This is a genomic window from Streptomyces sp. NPDC005803 (assembly GCF_040630435.1).
In the GTDB taxonomy this organism is placed as follows: domain Bacteria; phylum Actinomycetota; class Actinomycetes; order Streptomycetales; family Streptomycetaceae; genus Streptomyces.
In genome coordinates this window covers 1-16,880 of record NZ_JBEXXO010000054.1, presented here as the reverse complement: position 1 = coordinate 16,880, position 16,880 = coordinate 1, and the positions used below count along the sequence as shown (strand labels likewise).

General features: G+C 73.4%; 16 protein-coding genes. 11 read left to right on the top strand and 5 right to left on the bottom strand.

Annotation, left to right across the window (positions count from 1 at the left end):
* Positions 1-229: 229 nt before the first annotated feature.
* Positions 230-1,165: a DUF3027 domain-containing protein gene (locus ABZ454_RS38165; protein ID WP_359544027.1), complete on the bottom strand. Its 936-nt coding sequence runs from the start codon at positions 1,163-1,165 to the stop codon at positions 230-232.
* 409 nt (positions 1,166-1,574) lie between these two features.
* Between ABZ454_RS38165 and ABZ454_RS38160 the strand changes: the two genes are divergently transcribed.
* The 4 genes from ABZ454_RS38160 to ABZ454_RS38145 are packed head-to-tail and all read left to right on the top strand — an operon-like array spanning position 1,575 to position 5,201.
* Positions 1,575-3,086, top strand: coding sequence for an MFS transporter (locus tag ABZ454_RS38160; RefSeq protein ID WP_359544026.1), 1,512 nt, complete (start codon positions 1,575-1,577; stop codon positions 3,084-3,086).
* 27 nt (positions 3,087-3,113) lie between these two features.
* Positions 3,114-3,593 (top strand): DUF2771 domain-containing protein, encoded by a 480-nt coding sequence (locus ABZ454_RS38155; RefSeq protein ID WP_356325700.1) that lies wholly within the window; start codon positions 3,114-3,116, stop codon positions 3,591-3,593.
* Between the two features lie 29 nt (positions 3,594-3,622).
* The gene (locus ABZ454_RS38150) at positions 3,623-4,327 is read left to right on the top strand and encodes a futalosine hydrolase (RefSeq protein ID WP_359544025.1); all 705 of its coding nucleotides are present in this window, start codon (positions 3,623-3,625) and stop codon (positions 4,325-4,327) included.
* Positions 4,308-5,201 (top strand): 1,4-dihydroxy-6-naphthoate synthase, encoded by an 894-nt coding sequence (locus ABZ454_RS38145; protein ID WP_359544024.1) that lies wholly within the window; start codon positions 4,308-4,310, stop codon positions 5,199-5,201. Before ABZ454_RS38150 ends, ABZ454_RS38145 begins: the two co-directional genes overlap by 20 nt.
* 167 nt (positions 5,202-5,368) lie before the next feature.
* Here the strand turns inward: ABZ454_RS38145 and ABZ454_RS38140 are convergent, their stop codons facing one another.
* Entirely contained in the window at positions 5,369-5,752 is a 384-nt protein-coding gene (locus tag ABZ454_RS38140; protein ID WP_285574602.1) for a cold-shock protein, read from the bottom strand.
* Positions 5,753-5,963: 211 nt separating this feature from the next.
* Here ABZ454_RS38140 and ABZ454_RS38135 point away from each other — a divergent pair, with 211 nt between their 5' ends.
* Positions 5,964-6,188 (top strand): hypothetical protein, encoded by a 225-nt coding sequence (locus ABZ454_RS38135; protein WP_356325693.1) that lies wholly within the window; start codon positions 5,964-5,966, stop codon positions 6,186-6,188.
* Between the two features lie 88 nt (positions 6,189-6,276).
* On the opposite strand, the gene ABZ454_RS38130 is transcribed toward ABZ454_RS38135, so the two are convergent.
* On the bottom strand, positions 6,277-7,095 hold the full coding sequence (locus tag ABZ454_RS38130) for an MBL fold metallo-hydrolase (RefSeq protein ID WP_359544023.1): 819 nt from the start codon (positions 7,093-7,095) through the stop codon (positions 6,277-6,279).
* A gap of 48 nt (positions 7,096-7,143) precedes the next feature.
* Between ABZ454_RS38130 and ABZ454_RS38125 the strand changes: the two genes are divergently transcribed.
* Positions 7,144-7,563 carry a MerR family transcriptional regulator gene (locus ABZ454_RS38125; protein WP_359544022.1) on the top strand — a complete coding sequence of 140 codons (420 nt, stop codon included), beginning with the start codon at positions 7,144-7,146 and terminating at the stop codon, positions 7,561-7,563.
* Between the two features lie 238 nt (positions 7,564-7,801).
* Here the strand turns inward: ABZ454_RS38125 and ABZ454_RS38120 are convergent, their stop codons facing one another.
* Entirely contained in the window at positions 7,802-8,416 is a 615-nt protein-coding gene (locus ABZ454_RS38120; RefSeq protein ID WP_356325687.1) for an HAD family hydrolase, read from the bottom strand.
* Between the two features lie 137 nt (positions 8,417-8,553).
* Here ABZ454_RS38120 and ABZ454_RS38115 point away from each other — a divergent pair, with 137 nt between their 5' ends.
* The 4 genes from ABZ454_RS38115 to ABZ454_RS38100 are packed head-to-tail and all read left to right on the top strand — an operon-like array spanning position 8,554 to position 12,482.
* Entirely contained in the window at positions 8,554-9,564 is a 1,011-nt protein-coding gene (locus ABZ454_RS38115) for an iron ABC transporter permease (protein WP_359544021.1), read from the top strand.
* Complete coding sequence (locus ABZ454_RS38110) at positions 9,561-10,631, top strand: iron ABC transporter permease (RefSeq protein ID WP_356325683.1); 1,071 nt, start codon at positions 9,561-9,563, stop codon at positions 10,629-10,631. The genes ABZ454_RS38115 and ABZ454_RS38110 overlap by 4 nt, the downstream gene beginning before the upstream one ends.
* Entirely contained in the window at positions 10,628-11,476 is an 849-nt protein-coding gene (locus ABZ454_RS38105) for an ABC transporter ATP-binding protein (protein ID WP_359544019.1), read from the top strand. Before ABZ454_RS38110 ends, ABZ454_RS38105 begins: the two co-directional genes overlap by 4 nt.
* 28 nt (positions 11,477-11,504) lie before the next feature.
* On the top strand, positions 11,505-12,482 hold the full coding sequence (locus ABZ454_RS38100; RefSeq protein WP_359544018.1) for an iron-siderophore ABC transporter substrate-binding protein: 978 nt from the start codon (positions 11,505-11,507) through the stop codon (positions 12,480-12,482).
* A gap of 557 nt (positions 12,483-13,039) precedes the next feature.
* Here ABZ454_RS38100 and ABZ454_RS38095 read toward each other — a convergent pair.
* A complete protein-coding gene (locus ABZ454_RS38095; protein ID WP_359544017.1) occupies positions 13,040-14,107 on the bottom strand; it encodes a hypothetical protein in 1,068 nt (355 codons plus the stop codon).
* A 75-nt stretch (positions 14,108-14,182) separates the two neighbouring features.
* Here ABZ454_RS38095 and ABZ454_RS38090 point away from each other — a divergent pair, with 75 nt between their 5' ends.
* Positions 14,183-16,636 (top strand): helicase C-terminal domain-containing protein, encoded by a 2,454-nt coding sequence (locus ABZ454_RS38090; protein ID WP_359544016.1) that lies wholly within the window; start codon positions 14,183-14,185, stop codon positions 16,634-16,636.
* The last annotated feature ends 244 nt before the right edge of the window (positions 16,637-16,880 follow it).

Here is a 16,880-nt window from a genome sequence, read left to right as displayed (position 1 = left end):
CGCAGGACGACGAACATCGACCCGGGTCCGCTGCGTACCCGCCGAACGTTCGTCGTCCGAGGAGACGCCCCGGAGGGACCCCGGACCCCCACCCAGCGGGCAGGCGCACACCCCGCGGGGCAGGGCGCACCAATTGAGCCCGTCCGGCGATTGAGGACGGAACCCCGCGCCCCGGACCGGGGCGAACAACGGGCCCCGCCCCGGACCACCGCACCCCAAGGCGCCCGCCTCAGGAGTGGCCGAGGTCCTCCGTCGGCGCGTCCGTCTCCGTCGGCACGGAGCCGGAATCGCGCGCCGGGCGCAGCGGGTACTCGTCCACCTGCATCGTGTCCAGCGCGTGCGGCGCCGGCTTCGGCGGCTTCGGCATCACCGCGGCCTCCGAATGCCCACCGCACCCGTACGAGAGGGACACCACGTGCCCGTCCGCCGGACCGAACTCGTTCGCGCACACCCCGAAGGCCTGCTTCAGCGAGCCCGCGAGCGGCACCAGGAAGGCGCACGAGACGCAGGAGGCCGGAGCCGCCTGGGCCATCGGCGTCTTCGCGCCGAACCCCTCGTCCCAGCGGTCGGCCGCCGCGTGCAGCCCGTACCGGGACAGCACCCGCGCACGCCGCATGCCCAGCTCGTCCGCGACCGCGGCGATCGAACCGCGGCGCGGCGGGTCGGGGCGCGTCGTCAGTTCCGCGTCCTCCGAGTCGACGAGCTCGGCCAGCTCGCCCGAGAGCGCGGCGACCACGGAGTTCGGCGGCGGCTCGTCGTCGCCGGTGTAGCCGGGCTCCAGGCGCAGGTCGTCCGCCTCGGTGGGCAGCAGATCGCCCGGCCCCATGTCGCCGGGCCGCAGCCGCTCGCTCCACGGCACCCACTCCGGCGCGAGCAGCGCGTCGGCGCCCGGCAGCAGCACCGTCTCGTCCAGCGTGACGTTCTTCGCGCGGGAGGCCCTGGCGACCGTCACCGCCCAGCGCCAGCCCCGGTAGGCCGGGTCCTTGCACTCGAAGTAGTGCGTGACGACCCGGTCCCCCTCGGAGACCACGCCCACATGCTCACCCACAACCCCGGGCGCGGCCGCTTCCTCGGCCGCCGCACGGGCGAGGCCTACCGCCTCGGCGCACAGACGGTCGGGGACGGGGGTACGGGCCGTACGGCTTCGCGTCGTCGCAGCACTCACAGGTCTCGCTTCTCTCCTACGCCAGTCTCACGAGCGCGCCTAGCACATCCATCGATTTCGGCCATACGGTTGCGGGCGGAGCGGACCTGGGGGCCGCGTCGACGTCCACACCCGTTGTGCCTGCCTCGGGCGCACCTTCTGCAATCCATTCTGCGGGATCGCCGAGAGGCGCGCGGCCAAGAACAACCGCCGGTGGCGCGCTACGCACGCTACCCTCTCCGCCGCTCCCCGCCCACCTGCCCGTCCCAAAACGACGCCGCATCCCACGCCGTGTCCCCGGCGAGAGCGCCCCGATCCGCCCCGCCGCACCCCCTGCGACCTGCCCGATCACTGACCCGACGGGGCGGTACACACCGCGCCCCGGCCCGATCTCGGTTCGTCATGCCGGGGACTGGGGCAGTATGACCAAGTGGCTTCTGCCAGGTCGCACGACGCATCCGGCCCGCTCCGCAGGACGAGCAGGTCGATCGGCCATGCCCTCCGGTCCCCGTTCACCGGAACCGCCAGAGGGATCCGCAAGGCGACGCACGCCCACGGGGCCGGCGAGTCCGGTCTGGGCAAACTGATCGAGCTGCACGCGGTGAACGGCGCGGGCGACGTGATGATCACCGTCGCGCTCGCGTCGACCGTGTTCTTCTCCGTACCGACGGGCGAGGCCCGCGGCCGGGTCGCGCTGTACCTCGCCGTCACCATGGCGCCGTTCATCCTGCTCGCCCCGGTCATCGGCCCGCTCCTGGACCACCTGCCGCACGGCCGCCGCGCCGCCATGGCGGGCTCCATGCTGGCCCGCGCCGTGCTGGCGCTCACCATGTCGGGCGCGGTCGCCACCGGCGGTCTGGAGCTGTATCCGGCCGCTCTGGGCGTACTGGTGTGCTCGAAGGCGTACGGAGTGGTGCGCAGCGCCGTCGTGCCGCGTCTGCTGCCACCCCGTTTCTCGCTGGTGAAGGCGAACTCACGGGTGACGCTCGCCGGTCTCCTGGCCACCGGCGCCGCCGCGCCGATCGGGGCGGGGCTCCAGACCATCGGGCCCCCGTGGCCGCTGTACGGCGCGTGCGCGATCTTCGTCGGCGGGGCCGTCCTCGCGTTCACGCTGCCGCACAAGGTGGACTCGGCGAAGGGCGAGCGGAAGGCGCACCTGGTGCCGCCGCACGGCGAGGGCTCCCCCCGCCCCGATCTGCGCAAGCCCGACGCGCCCGGGAACGGGAAGAAGCCGGCCGGGCCGAAGGACGAGCTCAGGCCCAGGCGAGGGACGGGGTTCAGGGGGCGGACCAGGTTCGGGGAGAGGACCAGGTCCAGGGAGAAGAACGGCGAGAGGGAGAAGCGTCCCGGGCTGCGGTCCGTCGGCCCGTCCGTCCTGCACGGCCTCCAGGCCAACGCCTCGCACCGGGCGCTCTCCGGCTTCCTCATCTTCTTCCTGGCGTTCCTGCTGCGCGAGCACCCGCTGGCCGGGCAGAGCGCCGCGATCTCGCTCGGCATCGTCGGCGTGGCGGCCGGGGTGGGCAACGCGCTGGGGACGGCGGTCGGCTCCTGGCTCAGGGCCCGCGGCCCCGAGATCATCATCCCCTCGGTGCTCGGCCTGGCCCTGGGCATCGCCGTGCTGGCGGCCGTCTTCTTCAGCACGGTCATGGTGGCCGCGCTCACGGCCACGGCCGGCTTCACCCAGGCCCTGTCGAAGCTGTCCCTGGACGCGATGATCCAGCGCGATGTGCCGGAGGAGGTCCGCACGTCCGCCTTCGCCCGCTCCGAGACGCTGCTCCAGATGGCCTGGGTGGCCGGAGGGGCGATCGGGATCGCCCTCCCCCTCAACGGCGTACTGGGCATGTCGGTCGCCGCGGGCATCCTCGCGCTCGGCGCCGCAACGTCCGTACGGGGTCTGCTGGGCGCCGCGCGGCGCGGCTCGCCGCACCCCCGCGTGGCGTGAGCCGGAGCGACCGATAGCCTTCGGCCCATGACCGTTGCGTTCTTCTCCGGTAAGGGCCGTCGAATCGGCGTCGCTCTTGGTGCCGTGTCCGCGGGACTCCTTGTCCTCTCCGCCTGCGACAAGCCGACGCCGCTCGCCACCGTGACGGTCGGCGACACCTCGGTGAGCACCGAGGCGTCCTGCTACAACGACGGCAAGCCCCTCAAGGAATCCGAGATCCAGGGCTGCCTCAACAAGAAGGCGGAGAAGACCGTCAAGGTGGCGATGGACGACAAGGTCCGCTTCGGCGTCGACCCCGAGGTCGCCGACAACGGCTGGACCCTCTTCATCAACGGCCAGCAGGCCGAGCAGGAGCCGTACAAGAAGACCTACCGGTCCATCCCGGGCAGCGCCTTCTTCTCCAGCCAGACCGGCGAGACCACGAAGCAGACGCAGATCAGCATCGTGGAGACCAAGGGCAAGCAGCTGACCGGCATCTGGCACTTCGAGCTCAAGAAGACCGACTGACCCCCTCCTGACCTCGGAGGATTCCCCCCGTGCGTGTGCTTGTCGTGACCGCTGTCCCGATCGAACGGGACGCGGTCACGCGTGCGTCCGGGGCCGGTCCCACGGTGTCCGTCCATGCGGTTCCGGGCGCGGAGATCCACCGCGCGGGTCCGTACGACGTCCTCGCGGGCGGCGCCGGACCGGCCGCCGCCGCGGCGTCCGCCGCGTTCGCCCTGGCCTCGGACCGCTACGACCTGGTGATCTCGGCCGGCATCGGCGGCGGTTTCGCCGGCGTCGCCCCGGTCGGCTCCCTCGTCGTGGCCGGCCGCATCGGCGCGGCGGACCTGGGCGCCGAGACTCCCGGGGGCTTCGTCCCCGTCACCGCGCTCGGCTTCGGCCGGGTCTGGCACTTCCCGCCCCGCTCGCTGGTGAAGGCGGCGGTCGCCGCGACCCACGCCGTGACCGGCGACGTCCTCACCGTCTCCACCGTCACCGGCAGCGCCGAGCGCGCCGCCGCCCTCCTCGCCGCCCACCCGGGCGCCGTGGCCGAGGCCATGGAGGGCTTCGGGGTCGCGGAGGCGGCCGAGCGCATCGGCGTGCCCGTCCTGGAGATCAGGGCCGTCTCGAACGCCGTCGGCCCGCGCGACCGCGACGCCTGGCGCATCGGCGACGCGCTGGCCGCGCTCACCGAGGCGTTCGGGAAGCTCACCCCCGTACTGGAAGGCTGGACCCACCATGACCGACACGACGCCTGACCCGCTGGCGACCCCTGCTCCGTCGGCGGCCCCCGGCCCGCTGCGGATCGCCTTCTCGCCCTGCCCCAACGACACGTTCGTCTTCGACGCCTGGGCGCACGGACGGGTCCCCGACGCGCCCGCGCTCGACGTCACCTTCGCGGACATCGACCTCACCAACGGCATGGCCGAGCGCGGCGAACTGGACGTGCTCAAGGTCTCGTACGCGGTCCTGCCCTGGGTCCTCGACGAGTACGCGCTGTTGCCGTGCGGCGGGGCGCTGGGGCGGGGCTGCGGACCGCTCGTCCTCACGCGGGAGCCGGGCACGGACCTGACGGGCAAGACCGTCGCCGTCCCGAGCGAGCGCTCCACCGCGTATCTGCTCTTCCGCCTCTGGGCGGCCGAGGTCGTACCGGGCGGGGTCGGCGAGATCGTCGTCCTGCCGTTCGACGAGATCATGCCGGCGGTACGGGACGGCAAGGTCGACGCCGGCCTGGTCATCCACGAGGCGCGCTTCACGTACCAGAACTACGGCCTGCACAACCTCGCCGACATGGGACGCCACTGGGAGGACACGACCGGGCTGCCGATCCCGCTGGGCGCGATCATCGCGAAGCGCTCGCTGGGCGCGGACACGCTGAAGCTGCTCGCCGAGTCGGTGCGCACGTCGGTCCGGATGGCGTGGGACGACCCGGAGACGTCGCGCCCCTACGTCCTGGAGCACGCCCAGGAGATGGACCCGTCCGTCGCCGACCAGCACATCGGGCTGTACGTGAACGAGTTCACCGCCGACCTCGGCGAGGACGGCTACGCGGCGATCCGCGGCCTGCTGACGCGCGCCGCGGCCGAGGGACTGGTTCCGCCCCTCGGCCCCGACGCGCTGTCGTTCGCCTGATTCCTAGTGCCGCGGCAGCCAAGGTGCGCCCCGTCGCGACGCCCTGCACGCACTCTCGCCGCACCGGCCGAAAGTCCACGTACGTCCCGTACGAGGACTTCCGGCCGGCACGCCGAGGGCACGCACCTGACGCCGCTCCTACCGGGCAAACCTTGACTGACGCGGCACTAGACGTCGAGCTGGTCCGCGACCGCCCGCAGCAGGCCGGCGATCTTGGCACCCGCCGCCTTGTCGGGGTAGCGGCCGCGCTCCAGCATCGGCGTGATGTTCTCCAGCACGGTCGTCAGATCCTGCACGATCGACGCCAGCTCGTCCGGCTTGCGCCGCTGCGCGGCCGCGACGGACGGGGTGGGGTCGAGGATCGCCACGGAAAGCGCCTGGTCACCGCGTTGTCCGGCGACCACGCCGAACTCGACGCGCTGGCCGGGCTTGAGTGCGTCGACTCCGTCGGGCAGCACGGACGAGTGCACGAAGACGTCGCTGCCGTCGTCGCGGGAGAGGAAGCCGAAGCCCTTCTCACTGTTGAACCACTTGACCTTGCCAGTCGGCAAAGCACGCACCCCATCTCAACCCGTATGCCGGAACAAAGCCCTCAGCAGGTCAGGCCGTCCTGTGGTCGTGCTTCCCCTGCTGGCAGAAGCCTCCACAGGTGAAGTACCCCTCGTCAAGCCTGGTCATCCGGACTCTGTCCGGAAACGGCACCCGCCTCGCCCACCGGCCGGCCGCGGACGGTCCGCCGGCGCCAGGAACTACCCTGGCGGGGTGAGTACTCCCTCTTCCCACGCAGGCGACCGCCTGGTCCGCGTCGGCGCGATCGTCTTCCTCGTCGGCGCCCTCTCGACCCTCGCCACGGTCGCCCCGCTCTTCCTCGGCACGGATCCCCTCCCGCCGATCGCCTGGTCCCTCTGCATGCTGATGGGCGTCGGCTTCCTGATCGCCGCGGCAGGCGTCGTCCGATCCGCCCGCGCGGCCGCACCGAAGCGGTAACGCCCCGCCCCCTCGCCTGCCGTGGGGCTGCGTGCGACGTGGGCGCGCACGGCGCCCGCCGGGGCCCCGAGAACCGCCCGCATCGCTCTCAACCCGCCGCCGTCACCCCGGTGGTGTAGCGCATGAGTTCCCAGGGGTCGTGCGCGGAGAAGGTCTCGACCTGGTCGCCGTGGTCGCGCAGGAGTTCGCGGAGCCGGGCCTGGGTCCCGAGCCGGAGGTCCGGGTGCACCTGTGACGTCGTCTGGACGATGTCGAGAAGCGGGTGGGTCTCCTTGAGGGGGCCGATCTCGCGGTGGTAGTAGTACGCGTCGCCGCAGTGCAGGAGCCACCGGTCGCCCGCCCGCACGGCGATCCCGGTGTAGCCGGCGGTGTGGCCGCCGAGGGGGACGAGCTTGAACTCCGGCCCGAGTCCCTGCGGCTGCAGTGCGGTGAACCCGAACCACTGCTCCCCGGGCTCGGAGCCGTAGGTGATCCACCGCGGGCCGTGCGCCCAGTGGGCAGGCCGGTAGCGGAAACTGGGCGCCTCGGAGCGGGCCGCTTCGAGTTCGGACGCGAGCACGTGGACGTGGGCGTCGGGGAAGTCGGGCAGGCCGCCGCTGTGGTCCACGTCCAGGTGGGTGACGAGGATGTGGCGCACGTCCGACGGCGCGTACCCGAGGCGGGCGATCTGCCGGACGGCCGTCTCCTCCTCGTCCAGCGCGGGCTCGGCCATGCCGACCCAGTCGCTGCCGAGCGTGCCGGCCGGGTCCCGGACGTCGCCCAGCCCGAGTCCCGTCTCGACCAGGACCAGCCCGTCGGCGGGGGTTTCCACGAGCAGGCAGTGGTTCACCGCGGGAGCGGGTCGCGGACCGGCGTAGGTGGCCTCGATCGTCCGGACGGATCCGCAGTTGATGTGATGAATCGTCATGGCGGCTAGGCTGCAACTTGAACCGCGATTCAAGTCAAGGGGGCTGTGGTGGCTGAGCCGTTGCTGGACATCGCGGAGGTCGCGCACCGCTCCGGGCTGGCGCCCTCGGCGCTGAGGTTCTACGAGAAGAAGGGCCTGATCGCCTCGGCGGGCCGCAACGGCCTGCGGCGGACGTACCTCCCGGACGTACTGGACCGTCTGACCCTGATCACGTGCGCGCGCGGCGCCGGACTCTCGGTCGCCGAGATCGGCCGCTTCCTCGCGGCACAGCCGTCGGACGCCGCCCTGCGCACCCGCATGGCCGCCAAGGCGAGCTCCCTGGACGAGCAACTCGGCCGGCTCACGCGCCTTCGCGACAGCCTGCGCCACGCGGCCGTCTGCGACCACGATCCGATCGTCGACTGCCCCGACTTCAAACGGGCCATCGGCAACGTGCCCGCGTCCGCCTCCGGCGAGCCGGCCCTGTGACCGAAGGCGGGCGGGCGGCGGCGCGGGCGAGTGGTCCTCGGGCGCCGATGTCGGGCTGAGCGGGCGTCAGAGGGGGCCCTGCGAGGCGCGTCGGCGCAGATGGTGCCGGAGGTGTGCGACTCGCCCCGGCAGATCCCGGACGCGGTACCGCGTCCCGGGGCCGCGCCGACCGCCCCTGCTCAGCCGGATCCGTCGGCCAGGCCACGGGGCCGGCGTGGCCCGGGTCGTACCGACGCGGCTACGCCCCGTACGTCTCCAGCCACGCCGGGAACTCCGTCAGCGACGTCAGCAGCACGTGCGCACCCGCCGCGCGCAGTTCCGCCGCGTCACAGGGGCCCGTCGTCACGGCCACCGAGAGGGCGTCCGCGGCCTGGGCGCCGCGTACGTCGCCGGTGTGGTCGCCCACGTACACGCCCGCCCCGTGCTCACGCAGCGCCTCCGCCTTCGCCTCGGCCCAGAGGCCGCCCACGATCACGTCGGGCGCGATGCCGAGGTGGGTCAGGTGCAGCTTCGCGTTCGGCTCGTACTTGGCGGTGACCACCATCGTCCGGCCGCCGCGTGCGCGGATGGCCTCGATCGACTCGCGCGCCCCGGGCATCGCGAGCGTCGGCTCTATCGCGTATGTGGGGTAGATCTCGCGGTACCGGTCGGCCGTCGCGGCCAGGTCGGCGGCCGGGAACCAGTTGGCGAGCTCTTCCTCCAGCGGCGGACCGAGCCGGGTCACCACCAGATCGGTGTCGATGAACGCCCCCGTCTCGGCGGAAAGCGCCTGGTAGGTGGCCTTGATGCCGGGCCGGGAGTCGATGAGCGTCATGTCCAGGTCGAAGCCGACCGTCAGCGGGTGCGAAGCCATGACGTCCATTGTGCCGAGCCCGCACCGGTCCCGGCACACCCCCGGACGTCCCCGCACAGGCGGTGCTTAGACTTAGCCAAGCCTTACTTTCCTTCGCTTTGTCCCGCCTGTCGCTCGCCGCTCGCCGATTGGGTCCGATGCCAGCCGCCGCACCACGCCGCTCCAGACGCGCTCTCGCGACGGCTGCGGCCGTCGTCGCGCTGCTGTTCGCGGTCCTGCTCAGTCTCGCCGTCGGGGCGCGCTCCATACCCCCGGCCGAGGTGATCGACGCCCTGCTGCACGGCGGGCACTCGGACGCCGCCGAGGTCATCCGGAACATGCGGGTGCCCCGCACCCTGATCGGTCTGATGGTCGGCGCCTCGCTCGCCCTCGCCGGCACCGTGCTCCAGGGCATCACCCGTAACCCCATCGCCGACCCCGGCATCCTCGGCATCAGCCAGGGCGCCTCGGTCGGGGTGGTGCTGGCCATCGCGTACGCGGGGATCCACACGCTCACCGGGTACGTGTGGTTCGCCTTCGCGGGGGCGGCCGTCGCATCCGTCGCCGTGTACGCCATCGCGTCCAGCGGGCGCGGCGGCGCGACCCCGGTGAAGCTGGCGCTCGGCGGCGCGGCGATCAACGCGTTGCTGGTGTCCGTGACCATGGCCGTGCTGACCACGAAGGCGTCCGCGCTGGACGAGTTCCGGTTCTGGCAGGTCGGCTCCATCGCCGGCCGCGAGGCCCAGGTGGCCCAGCAGATCTGGCCGTTCCTGCTGCTCGGCACGGTGCTCGTGCTCTGCGTCGCCCGCGGCCTCGACGCGCTCGCACTCGGCGAGGACATGGCGAAGGGCCTCGGGCAGAAGATCGCGACCGTACGGATCGTCGGCGGCATCGGCGCCACCGTGCTCACCGGAGCCGGGGTCGCCGCGGCCGGTCCGATCGCGTTCATCGGTCTCGCCGTTCCCCATATCGCCCGGGCGATCGTCGGCAGCGACCACCGCTGGGTGCTCCCGATGGCCGCCCTGATCGGACCCGTGATGCTGCTCGTCTCCGATGTGATCGGCCGGATCGTCTTCCCGCCGAGCGAGGTGCCCGCCGGGGTCATGACGGCCCTGATCGGGGTGCCGTTCCTGGTCACGCTGGTGCGCCGCAAGGCGGTTCCGGCGTGAGCGCCCCGACGGCCGCCGTGCGGCCCGCCGGGTACAGCCTCGTACGGATCGGGGCGCGCGGACGGTTCCTGCTGCACCGCAGGGCCGCGGTCGTCGCCGCGTCGCTCGTCGTGCTGCTGGCCCTCGTGTGCGTCGCGTACCTCTGCGCCGGCGAGAGCTTCGTCGCGCCGGGCGAGGTCCTGAACGTGATCCTGGGACGCCCCTCCCCCGACGAACTCGTCGTGGGCACGCTGCGGCTGCCCCGCATGGTCGTCGGGCTCCTCGTCGGCCTCGCCTTCGGGATCGCGGGCGCCCTCATCCAGACCGTGGCCCGCAACCCCCTCGCGAGCCCCGACATCATCGGGATCAGCCAGGGCGCGAGCGCGCTCACCGTCGGCGCGATGACCTTCGGCATCACCTCGTACACCGTCCTGCCCTACCTGTCGGTGATCGGCGGGGTCGCCGCGGCGGCGCTCGTCTACGCCTTCGCGTGGCGCGGCGGGCTGCACGCCACCCGGTTCGTGCTCATCGGCATCGGCTTCGCCATCGCGCTGCGGTCCGTCACCACCCTGTTCCTGACCAAGGGCGACTACCTCGTCGCCCAGCAGGCGCAGATCTGGATGACCGGCTCGCTCAACGGCCGCGGCTACGACGAGGCCGCGCCCATCGGCTGGACCCTGCTGATCCTGCTGCCCGCCGTCCTGTGGGCGGCCCGCGCGCAGCGGTCCGTGTCCCTGGACGACGACACGGCGACCGCCCTCGGGGTCCGGCTCGGGCGGGTACGGCTCGGGCTGGTGGCACTCGGCGTGATCCTGGCGTCCGTGGCCACGGGCACGGCCGGACCGGTCGACTTCGTCGCCCTGCTGGCCCCGCAGATCGCCCGCCGCATGACCCGCACCGCGCAGATCCCGCTGCTCTGTTCGGCGCTGCTCGGCGCGGTGATCGTCGTCTTCGCGGACCTGCTGGCCCGCAGGCTCTTCTCCCCCACCGAACTGCCGGTGGGCGTCCTGACGGCGGCGGTCGGCGCCCCGTACCTGATCTGGCTGATCATCCGCGGCCACGGTGGCCGCACGGGAGGCAACGCATGACCACGACCCGGCAGCAGGACACCGCGACCAGCAGGCTGACGGTGCGCGAGCTGACCCTCGCGTACGAGGACCGCACCGTCGTCCACGAACTGGACCTCGCCGTCCCCGACGGGAAGGTGACCGTCATCGTCGGGCCGAACGCCTGCGGCAAGTCGACGACGCTCCGCGCGCTCGGCCGGCTCCTGAAGCCGCGCGGCGGGGCGGTGCTGCTGGACGGCACCGAGCTGTCGAAGATCCCCACGAAGAAGATCGCCCAGTCGATCGGGCTGCTCCCGCAGACCCCCGTGGCCCCCGAGGCGATCACCGTCTCCGACCTCGTCGCCCGCGGCCGCCAGCCCCACCAGCACTGGTGGCAGCAGTGGTCCCAGGAGGACGAGCGGGCGGTCACCGAGGCCATGGAACGCACCGACATCACCGCGCTCGGCCCCCGGTCGGTGGACGAGCTCTCCGGTGGTCAGCGCCAGCGCGTCTGGATCGCGATGGCCCTCGCCCAGGACACCGACCTGCTGCTGCTCGACGAGCCGACCACGTACCTCGACATCGCCCACCAGGTGGAGGTCCTCGACCTGGTGCGCCGGCTCGCCACCCCGACGGCGGACGGCACCCGCGGCCGGACCGTGGTGACGGTGCTGCACGACCTCAACCAGGCCGCCCGGTACGCCGACCACCTGGTCGCCATGAAGGCGGGCCGCATCGTCGCCGAGGGCCGCCCGGAGGACGTCGTCACCGCCGGGCTCGTACGCGAGGTCTTCGGCCTCGAAGCCGTCATCGTCCCGGACCCGGTGACGGGCTCGCCGCTCGTCGTGCCGGGGGCGCCCTGGCAGCCCGCACCGTCGTCGTCCTGAACCGCACCCCACCCACGAAAGGCACCCCATGGCCACCGTCCTCCGCCGTCGCGGACTCGCCCTCGGAGCCCTCGCCCTGACCGGCGCGCTCGCGCTCACCGCCTGCGGGTCGTCCGGCTCGGACTCCGACAGCGACAGCGACACGACCGACGCCGCCACCCACACCGTCAAGACGGTCATGGGCGACGTGAAGGTGCCCGTGACGCCCCGGCGCGTCGTCGTCCTGGACACCGGAGAGCTGGACTCCGCGCTCACCCTGGGCGTGCAGCCCGTCGGGGCGACGCACTCCGCGACGGAGGACGGTTTCCCCGCCTACCTGCCGGCGGAGAAGACGAAGAAGCTCACGGAGGTCGGCGAGATCGCCAACCCCAGCATGGAGACCGTCGCCTCCCTGAAGCCGGACCTGATCCTCACCAGCAAGGTCCGTGACGGCGACCGCTACGAGCAGCTCAGCGCCATCGCGCCGACCGTGATGACGGAGTCCACCGGCTCCGCCTGGAAGGCGAACTTCCAGGTGCACGCCGAGGCACTCGGCAAGCAGGCCGAGGCGAAGAAGGTCGTCGCCGCGTACGACGCCCATGTAGCGAAGGTGACCGAGGCGATCGGCGGCAAGGAGAAGGCGGCGGCCACGGACGTCAACTTCGTCCGCTTCGTCGAGGGCGCCGACATCCGCATCTACGGCAAGCAGAACTACATCGGCTCGATCCTCGCCGACCTCGGCATGGGCCGCCCCGCCATCACCGACAAGGCCAAGGACGGCTTCTCCTACGACGTCTCCCCCGAGAAGATCGACCTCGCGGACGCGGACGTCGTCTTCACGTCCACGTACGGCGACCCGGACAAGGCGGGAGCGACGAAGACGATGAGGAGCGGCCTGTGGAAGGGGCTGACCGCTTCGAAGAACGGCAAGGTCTTCAAGGTCGACGACCGCCTGTGGATCGCCGGCATCGGCTACACGGCGGCGGGCCAGATCCTCGACGAGTTCCAGTCGAAGCTGGCGGGCTGACAGCGGGGTGCGGTGGTCCGGGGCGGGCCCGTTGCTCGCCCCGGTCCGGGGCGCGGGTTCCCCTCGTTGTTCGCCCCGGTCCGGCGTCGGGGGTTCCGTCCTCAATCGCCGGACGGGCTTGATGTGTGCGGGTCGCTCCGCGGGGTGTGCGCCTGCCCGGTGGGTGGGGGTCCGGGGGCCCTCCGGGGCGTCTCCTCGGACGACGAACGTTCTGCGGGTACGCAGCGGACCCGGGTCGATGTTCGTCGTCCTGCGGGGACTCCCCTGCACGCCCCCGGCCCCGGGCCGTCTCGCGTCTGCGACAGGCATGGGGGCCGGTGTGCAGACGCAGGGCGGCCGGGTGGGGGCGTGCAGGGCAGTCCCCGCAGAAAATGGCGTACGACCCGGGTCCCGATGCGTCGTCGGGTGCACACGCCATTTTTGAGGAGTCTGCCCGGAGGGCCCCCACCCCCACCCACCGGACAGGGCGCCCCGCAGGGGACCCCGCGGGGAACCCGCACAAATCCAGCCCGTCCGGCGATTGAGGACGGAACCCCGCACCCAGGACCGGGGCAACCTCACCGCCCGCCCGGCCGAGGGCCCCGTGCCCGCCACACCAGGTAGAGCGCGGAGACCACGGCCGCCCCCCGCAGTACCCACGGCCACGTCGCGCCCATCGCCGGGCCCATCTGCCCCTCCGGGATCGGCGCGCCCCACCGGCCGTCCGTCCGGCCCCACAGCCAGACCAGGGCGCCGGCCGCGACGGCCCCGGGCAGCCACATCACCACCCACTTCGCCTCCGCACGCGACAGCTTGCGGGAGCTGTACGCGAGCAACCAGCCGCCCGCCAGGGGCAGCAGGGCCTGCGGGGCGTCCATCACCGCGCCCGCTACCAGCAGCGCGGCGGCGAGCAGCAGGAAGGGGTGCGAGAAGCCGCGGGGAGCGGCGTCCTCGCGGGCGCGGCGCAGGCGCGGGAGCCGTCGCCGGCGGCGCGGGACTTCGGCCTCCTGCTCGTGCTCCTCGTCGCCCTCGGCCGCGTCGTCCTCGTACGCGTCCTCGTCTTCCTCGTCATCCGGCACCGGCGGCCTCAGCACCGCCGGGATCTCCACCCCACCCCGGAAGCCCGGTACTTCGGTCCCCGCACCGAACTCACCGACATCGCCGAACCGACCCGGGGCCACGCTCCACCACTCGGTGTCGTCCCCGGACGGGCCGAGCTCGTCCGAACCCGCCCGGTGCGGTGGGGACGGGGCCGTCCCAGGCGGCGGCCCCGGAACCTCTTCCCGCACTTCCGACGCGCCCTTGCGCGAACCGTCTTTCCGGAGCCTCGCCCGGCGCGGGCGCGGGATTCCCGCCGCCTGCGCTCCACCACCGTCCGGCTCCTGCGGCAGCGGCGGCGTCCCCTCGGCCGACGAGGCCGACGAGGCCGCCGCCGCGACCAGTTCGTCCGGTGTACCGAGCTTCCCGATGATGCGGCGCACCGCCCCCGGCGTGTCCGCTGCCTGCGCCACGCGCTGCCGGTCGATCTCTCCGCGCAGCGCCGACACGAGCCTCATCCGGGTGCCCGAGGACAGCTGTTGCTGCTGCGCCAGGTCGCCGACCCGGCTCAGGTAGTCGTAGACCAGCTGGTCGCTCTCGATCCCCACGCGATGGTTCCCCTCTACCGCCCTGCACCGACCGTAGCGCCCTCGGGCCTGTCCGGAGCGACTACCGTGGGACGGATGGGGATGACCACACCACCGCGGACGCTCGCCGAGGCTCTGCGCGCCCGGGACGACGAGTCACTGGCCGGGCTGCTGCGCGCCCGGCCCGATCTCCTCACCCCCGTGCCCGGCGACATCACCCAGCTCGCGACGCGCGCCGGCACCCGTGCCTCCGTCGTCCGCGCCCTGGAGCACCTCGACCGCTTCGCCCTGCAGACCGCCGAGGCGCTGGCGGTCGCACCCGACCCCGCCCCGTACGACATCCTGCTCCGCCTGCTCACGGGCGACGGCCAGGACGACGGGGAGCACCGGGACGACGCGGGCGCCGCGATCGCGGCCGCGCTGCCCCGCGCCCTGGGCACCCTGCGCGAACAGGCCCTCGTCTGGGGCGAGAGCGACCGGCTGCGGCTGGTGCGCACCGCCCGTGAGCTGCTGTCGCCGTCCCCGCAGCACCCGTCCCCCACCGGCCTCGGGCCGACCGTCGCGGAGGCCACCGCCGGCATGTCGCCCGGGCGGCTCCAGGAGATCCTGACGGCGGCCGGGCTGCCCGCCACCCATGACCCGGTGTCCGCGGTGAGCGCCCTGTCCGCGCTGTTCACCGACCGCACCCGGATGGGCGAACTCCTCGACACCGCCCCGGTGGAGGCCCTGTCGGTGCTGGACCGGCTGGTCTGGGGCCCGCCGTACGGCGAGGTGACCCCGAACCCCACCCCGCCCGTGAAGTGGCTGCGCGACCGCGGGCTCCTGCTGCCCGTGTCGACCCGCACGGTCGTCCTGCCGCGCGAGGCGGCGCTGCACCTGCGCGCCGGGCGCGCCCACCGTGTGCCGGAGCCGCAGCCGCCCGTCGTCGTCGCCGTCGCCGAACGTGATCCACAGGCTGTGGACAGCGCGGCCGCCGGCCAGGCCTTCCTCGCCGTGTCGACCGTCGAGGAGTTGCTGAAGAGCTGGAACGGCGGCGGCCCCGCCGTGCTGCGGGCCGGCGGCCTCAGTGTCCGCGAGCTGAAGAAGACCGCCGCCGTCCTGGACGTCTCGGAACCCGTCGCCGCCTTCTGGGTCGAACTCGCCTACGCGGCAGGTCTGCTGGCCTCCGACGGCGAGGCGGACGAACGGTACGCGCCGACTCCCGCGTACGACGAGTGGACGGACCTGCCCGCACAGGAACGCTGGGTGGATCTCGCCTCCGCCTGGCTCGCCGCCACCCGCACCTCCGGTCTGATCGGCGGCCAGGACGCCAAGGGCCGCGCCCTGTCCGCCCTCGGCCCCGAACTCGACCGCTCCGCCGCGCCCGAGGTCCGGCACCGGGTCCTGGACCTGCTCGCCGCACTGCCGCCCGGCACCGCCCCGGACCCGGAGTCCCTGCTCGCCCGGCTCCGCTGGGAACGGCCCCTTCGCGGCGCCTCCGCGTCCGCCGGGGACACCACCGACCTGCGGTCCCGGATCGCCCTGTGGACGCTCAACGAGTCGGAGCTCCTCGGCATCAGCGGCCGTGGCGCCCTCGCCTCGCAGACCCGCGCCCTGCTCTCCGGCGGCCCCGCCGAGGCCGCTGCGCGGCTCGCCCCGCTGATCCCGGAGCCCCTCGACCACGTCCTGCTGCAGGCCGACCTCACGGCCGTCGCCCCCGGCCCGCTGGAACGCCCCCTCGCCGACATGCTCGCCGCTCTCGCGGACATCGAGTCGAAAGGCGGCGCGACGGTTTACCGCTTCACCCCCGGCTCCGTGCGGCGCGCCCTGGACGCCGGACAGTCCGCCGCCGACCTGCACGCCTTCCTCGCCGCGCACAGCCGTACGCCGGTGCCGCAGCCCCTCAGCTACCTCATCGACGACGTGGCCCGCCGCCACGGGCATCTGCGGATCGGGGCCGCCTCCGCGTACGTACGCTGCGACGACGAGGCCGTCCTCAACGAGATCCTCGCCGACAAGCGCTCCGCCACGCTGCGGCTGCGCCGGCTCGCCCCGACGGCCCTGGCCGCCCAGATCGACCCGGCCTCCCTCCTCGACGGCCTGCGCGAGATGGGGTACGCCCCCGCCGCGGAGTCCGCCGACGGCGACGTCCTGATCACCCGCGCGGGCGCCGTCCGCACCCCGCCCCGCGCCGCGCCGGTCCCCGTGCCCGAGGGCCCGCCGGTGCCCGACCCCACGCTGCTCGGTGCGGCGGTCCGGGCGATCCGCGCCGGGGACACCGCTGCCACGGTCGTCCACAAGGCCACCGGCCCGGCCGCCTCCGCCGCGGGCGCCCTGCCCCGTACGACCTCCGCCGAGACCTTGGTCACCGTCCAGGCGGCCGCGATGACGGGCTCCGCGGTCTGGATCGGCTACGTCAACGCGGAGGGCGCGGCCAGCCAGCGGGTGATCGCCCCGGTCCGCGTCGAGGGGGGCTACGTGACGGCGTACGACCACACGGCGGACGAGGTCCGCACGTACCCGCTGCACCGGATCACGGGCGTGGCGGAACTGGCGGACGACGAGACCTGACGTCGCGCTTGTCCTTGGTGCGGGGTTCTGTGGTGCGGGGTTCCGTGGTGCGGGGTTCTGTGGTGCGGGGTTCTGTGGTGCGGGGTTCTGTGGTGCGGGGTTCTGTGGTGCGGGGTTCCGTCCTCAATCGCCGGACGGGCTGGATTGGTGCGGGTTCCCCGCGGGGTCCCCTGCGGGGCGCTTCTGTCCGGTGGGTGGGGGTGGGGGCCCTCCGGGCAGACTCCTCAAAAATGGCGTGTGCACC

What these genes read in the sequence shown, in the direction of transcription:
- ABZ454_RS38155 (WP_356325700.1), top strand. Translation starts at nt 3,114, where the DNA reads ATGACCGTTGCGTTCTTCTCCGGTAAGGGCCGTCGAATCGGCGTCGCT.
- ABZ454_RS38145 (WP_359544024.1), top strand. Translation starts at nt 4,308, where the DNA reads ATGACCGACACGACGCCTGACCCGCTGGCGACCCCTGCTCCGTCGGCG.
- ABZ454_RS38130 (WP_359544023.1), bottom strand. Translation starts at nt 7,095, where the DNA reads ATGACGATTCATCACATCAACTGCGGATCCGTCCGGACGATCGAGGCC.
- ABZ454_RS38120 (WP_356325687.1), bottom strand. Translation starts at nt 8,416, where the DNA reads ATGGCTTCGCACCCGCTGACGGTCGGCTTCGACCTGGACATGACGCTC.
- ABZ454_RS38115 (WP_359544021.1), top strand. Translation starts at nt 8,554, where the DNA reads ATGCCAGCCGCCGCACCACGCCGCTCCAGACGCGCTCTCGCGACGGCT.
- ABZ454_RS38105 (WP_359544019.1), top strand. Translation starts at nt 10,628, where the DNA reads ATGACCACGACCCGGCAGCAGGACACCGCGACCAGCAGGCTGACGGTG.
- ABZ454_RS38100 (WP_359544018.1), top strand. Translation starts at nt 11,505, where the DNA reads ATGGCCACCGTCCTCCGCCGTCGCGGACTCGCCCTCGGAGCCCTCGCC.
- ABZ454_RS38090 (WP_359544016.1), top strand. Translation starts at nt 14,183, where the DNA reads ATGGGGATGACCACACCACCGCGGACGCTCGCCGAGGCTCTGCGCGCC.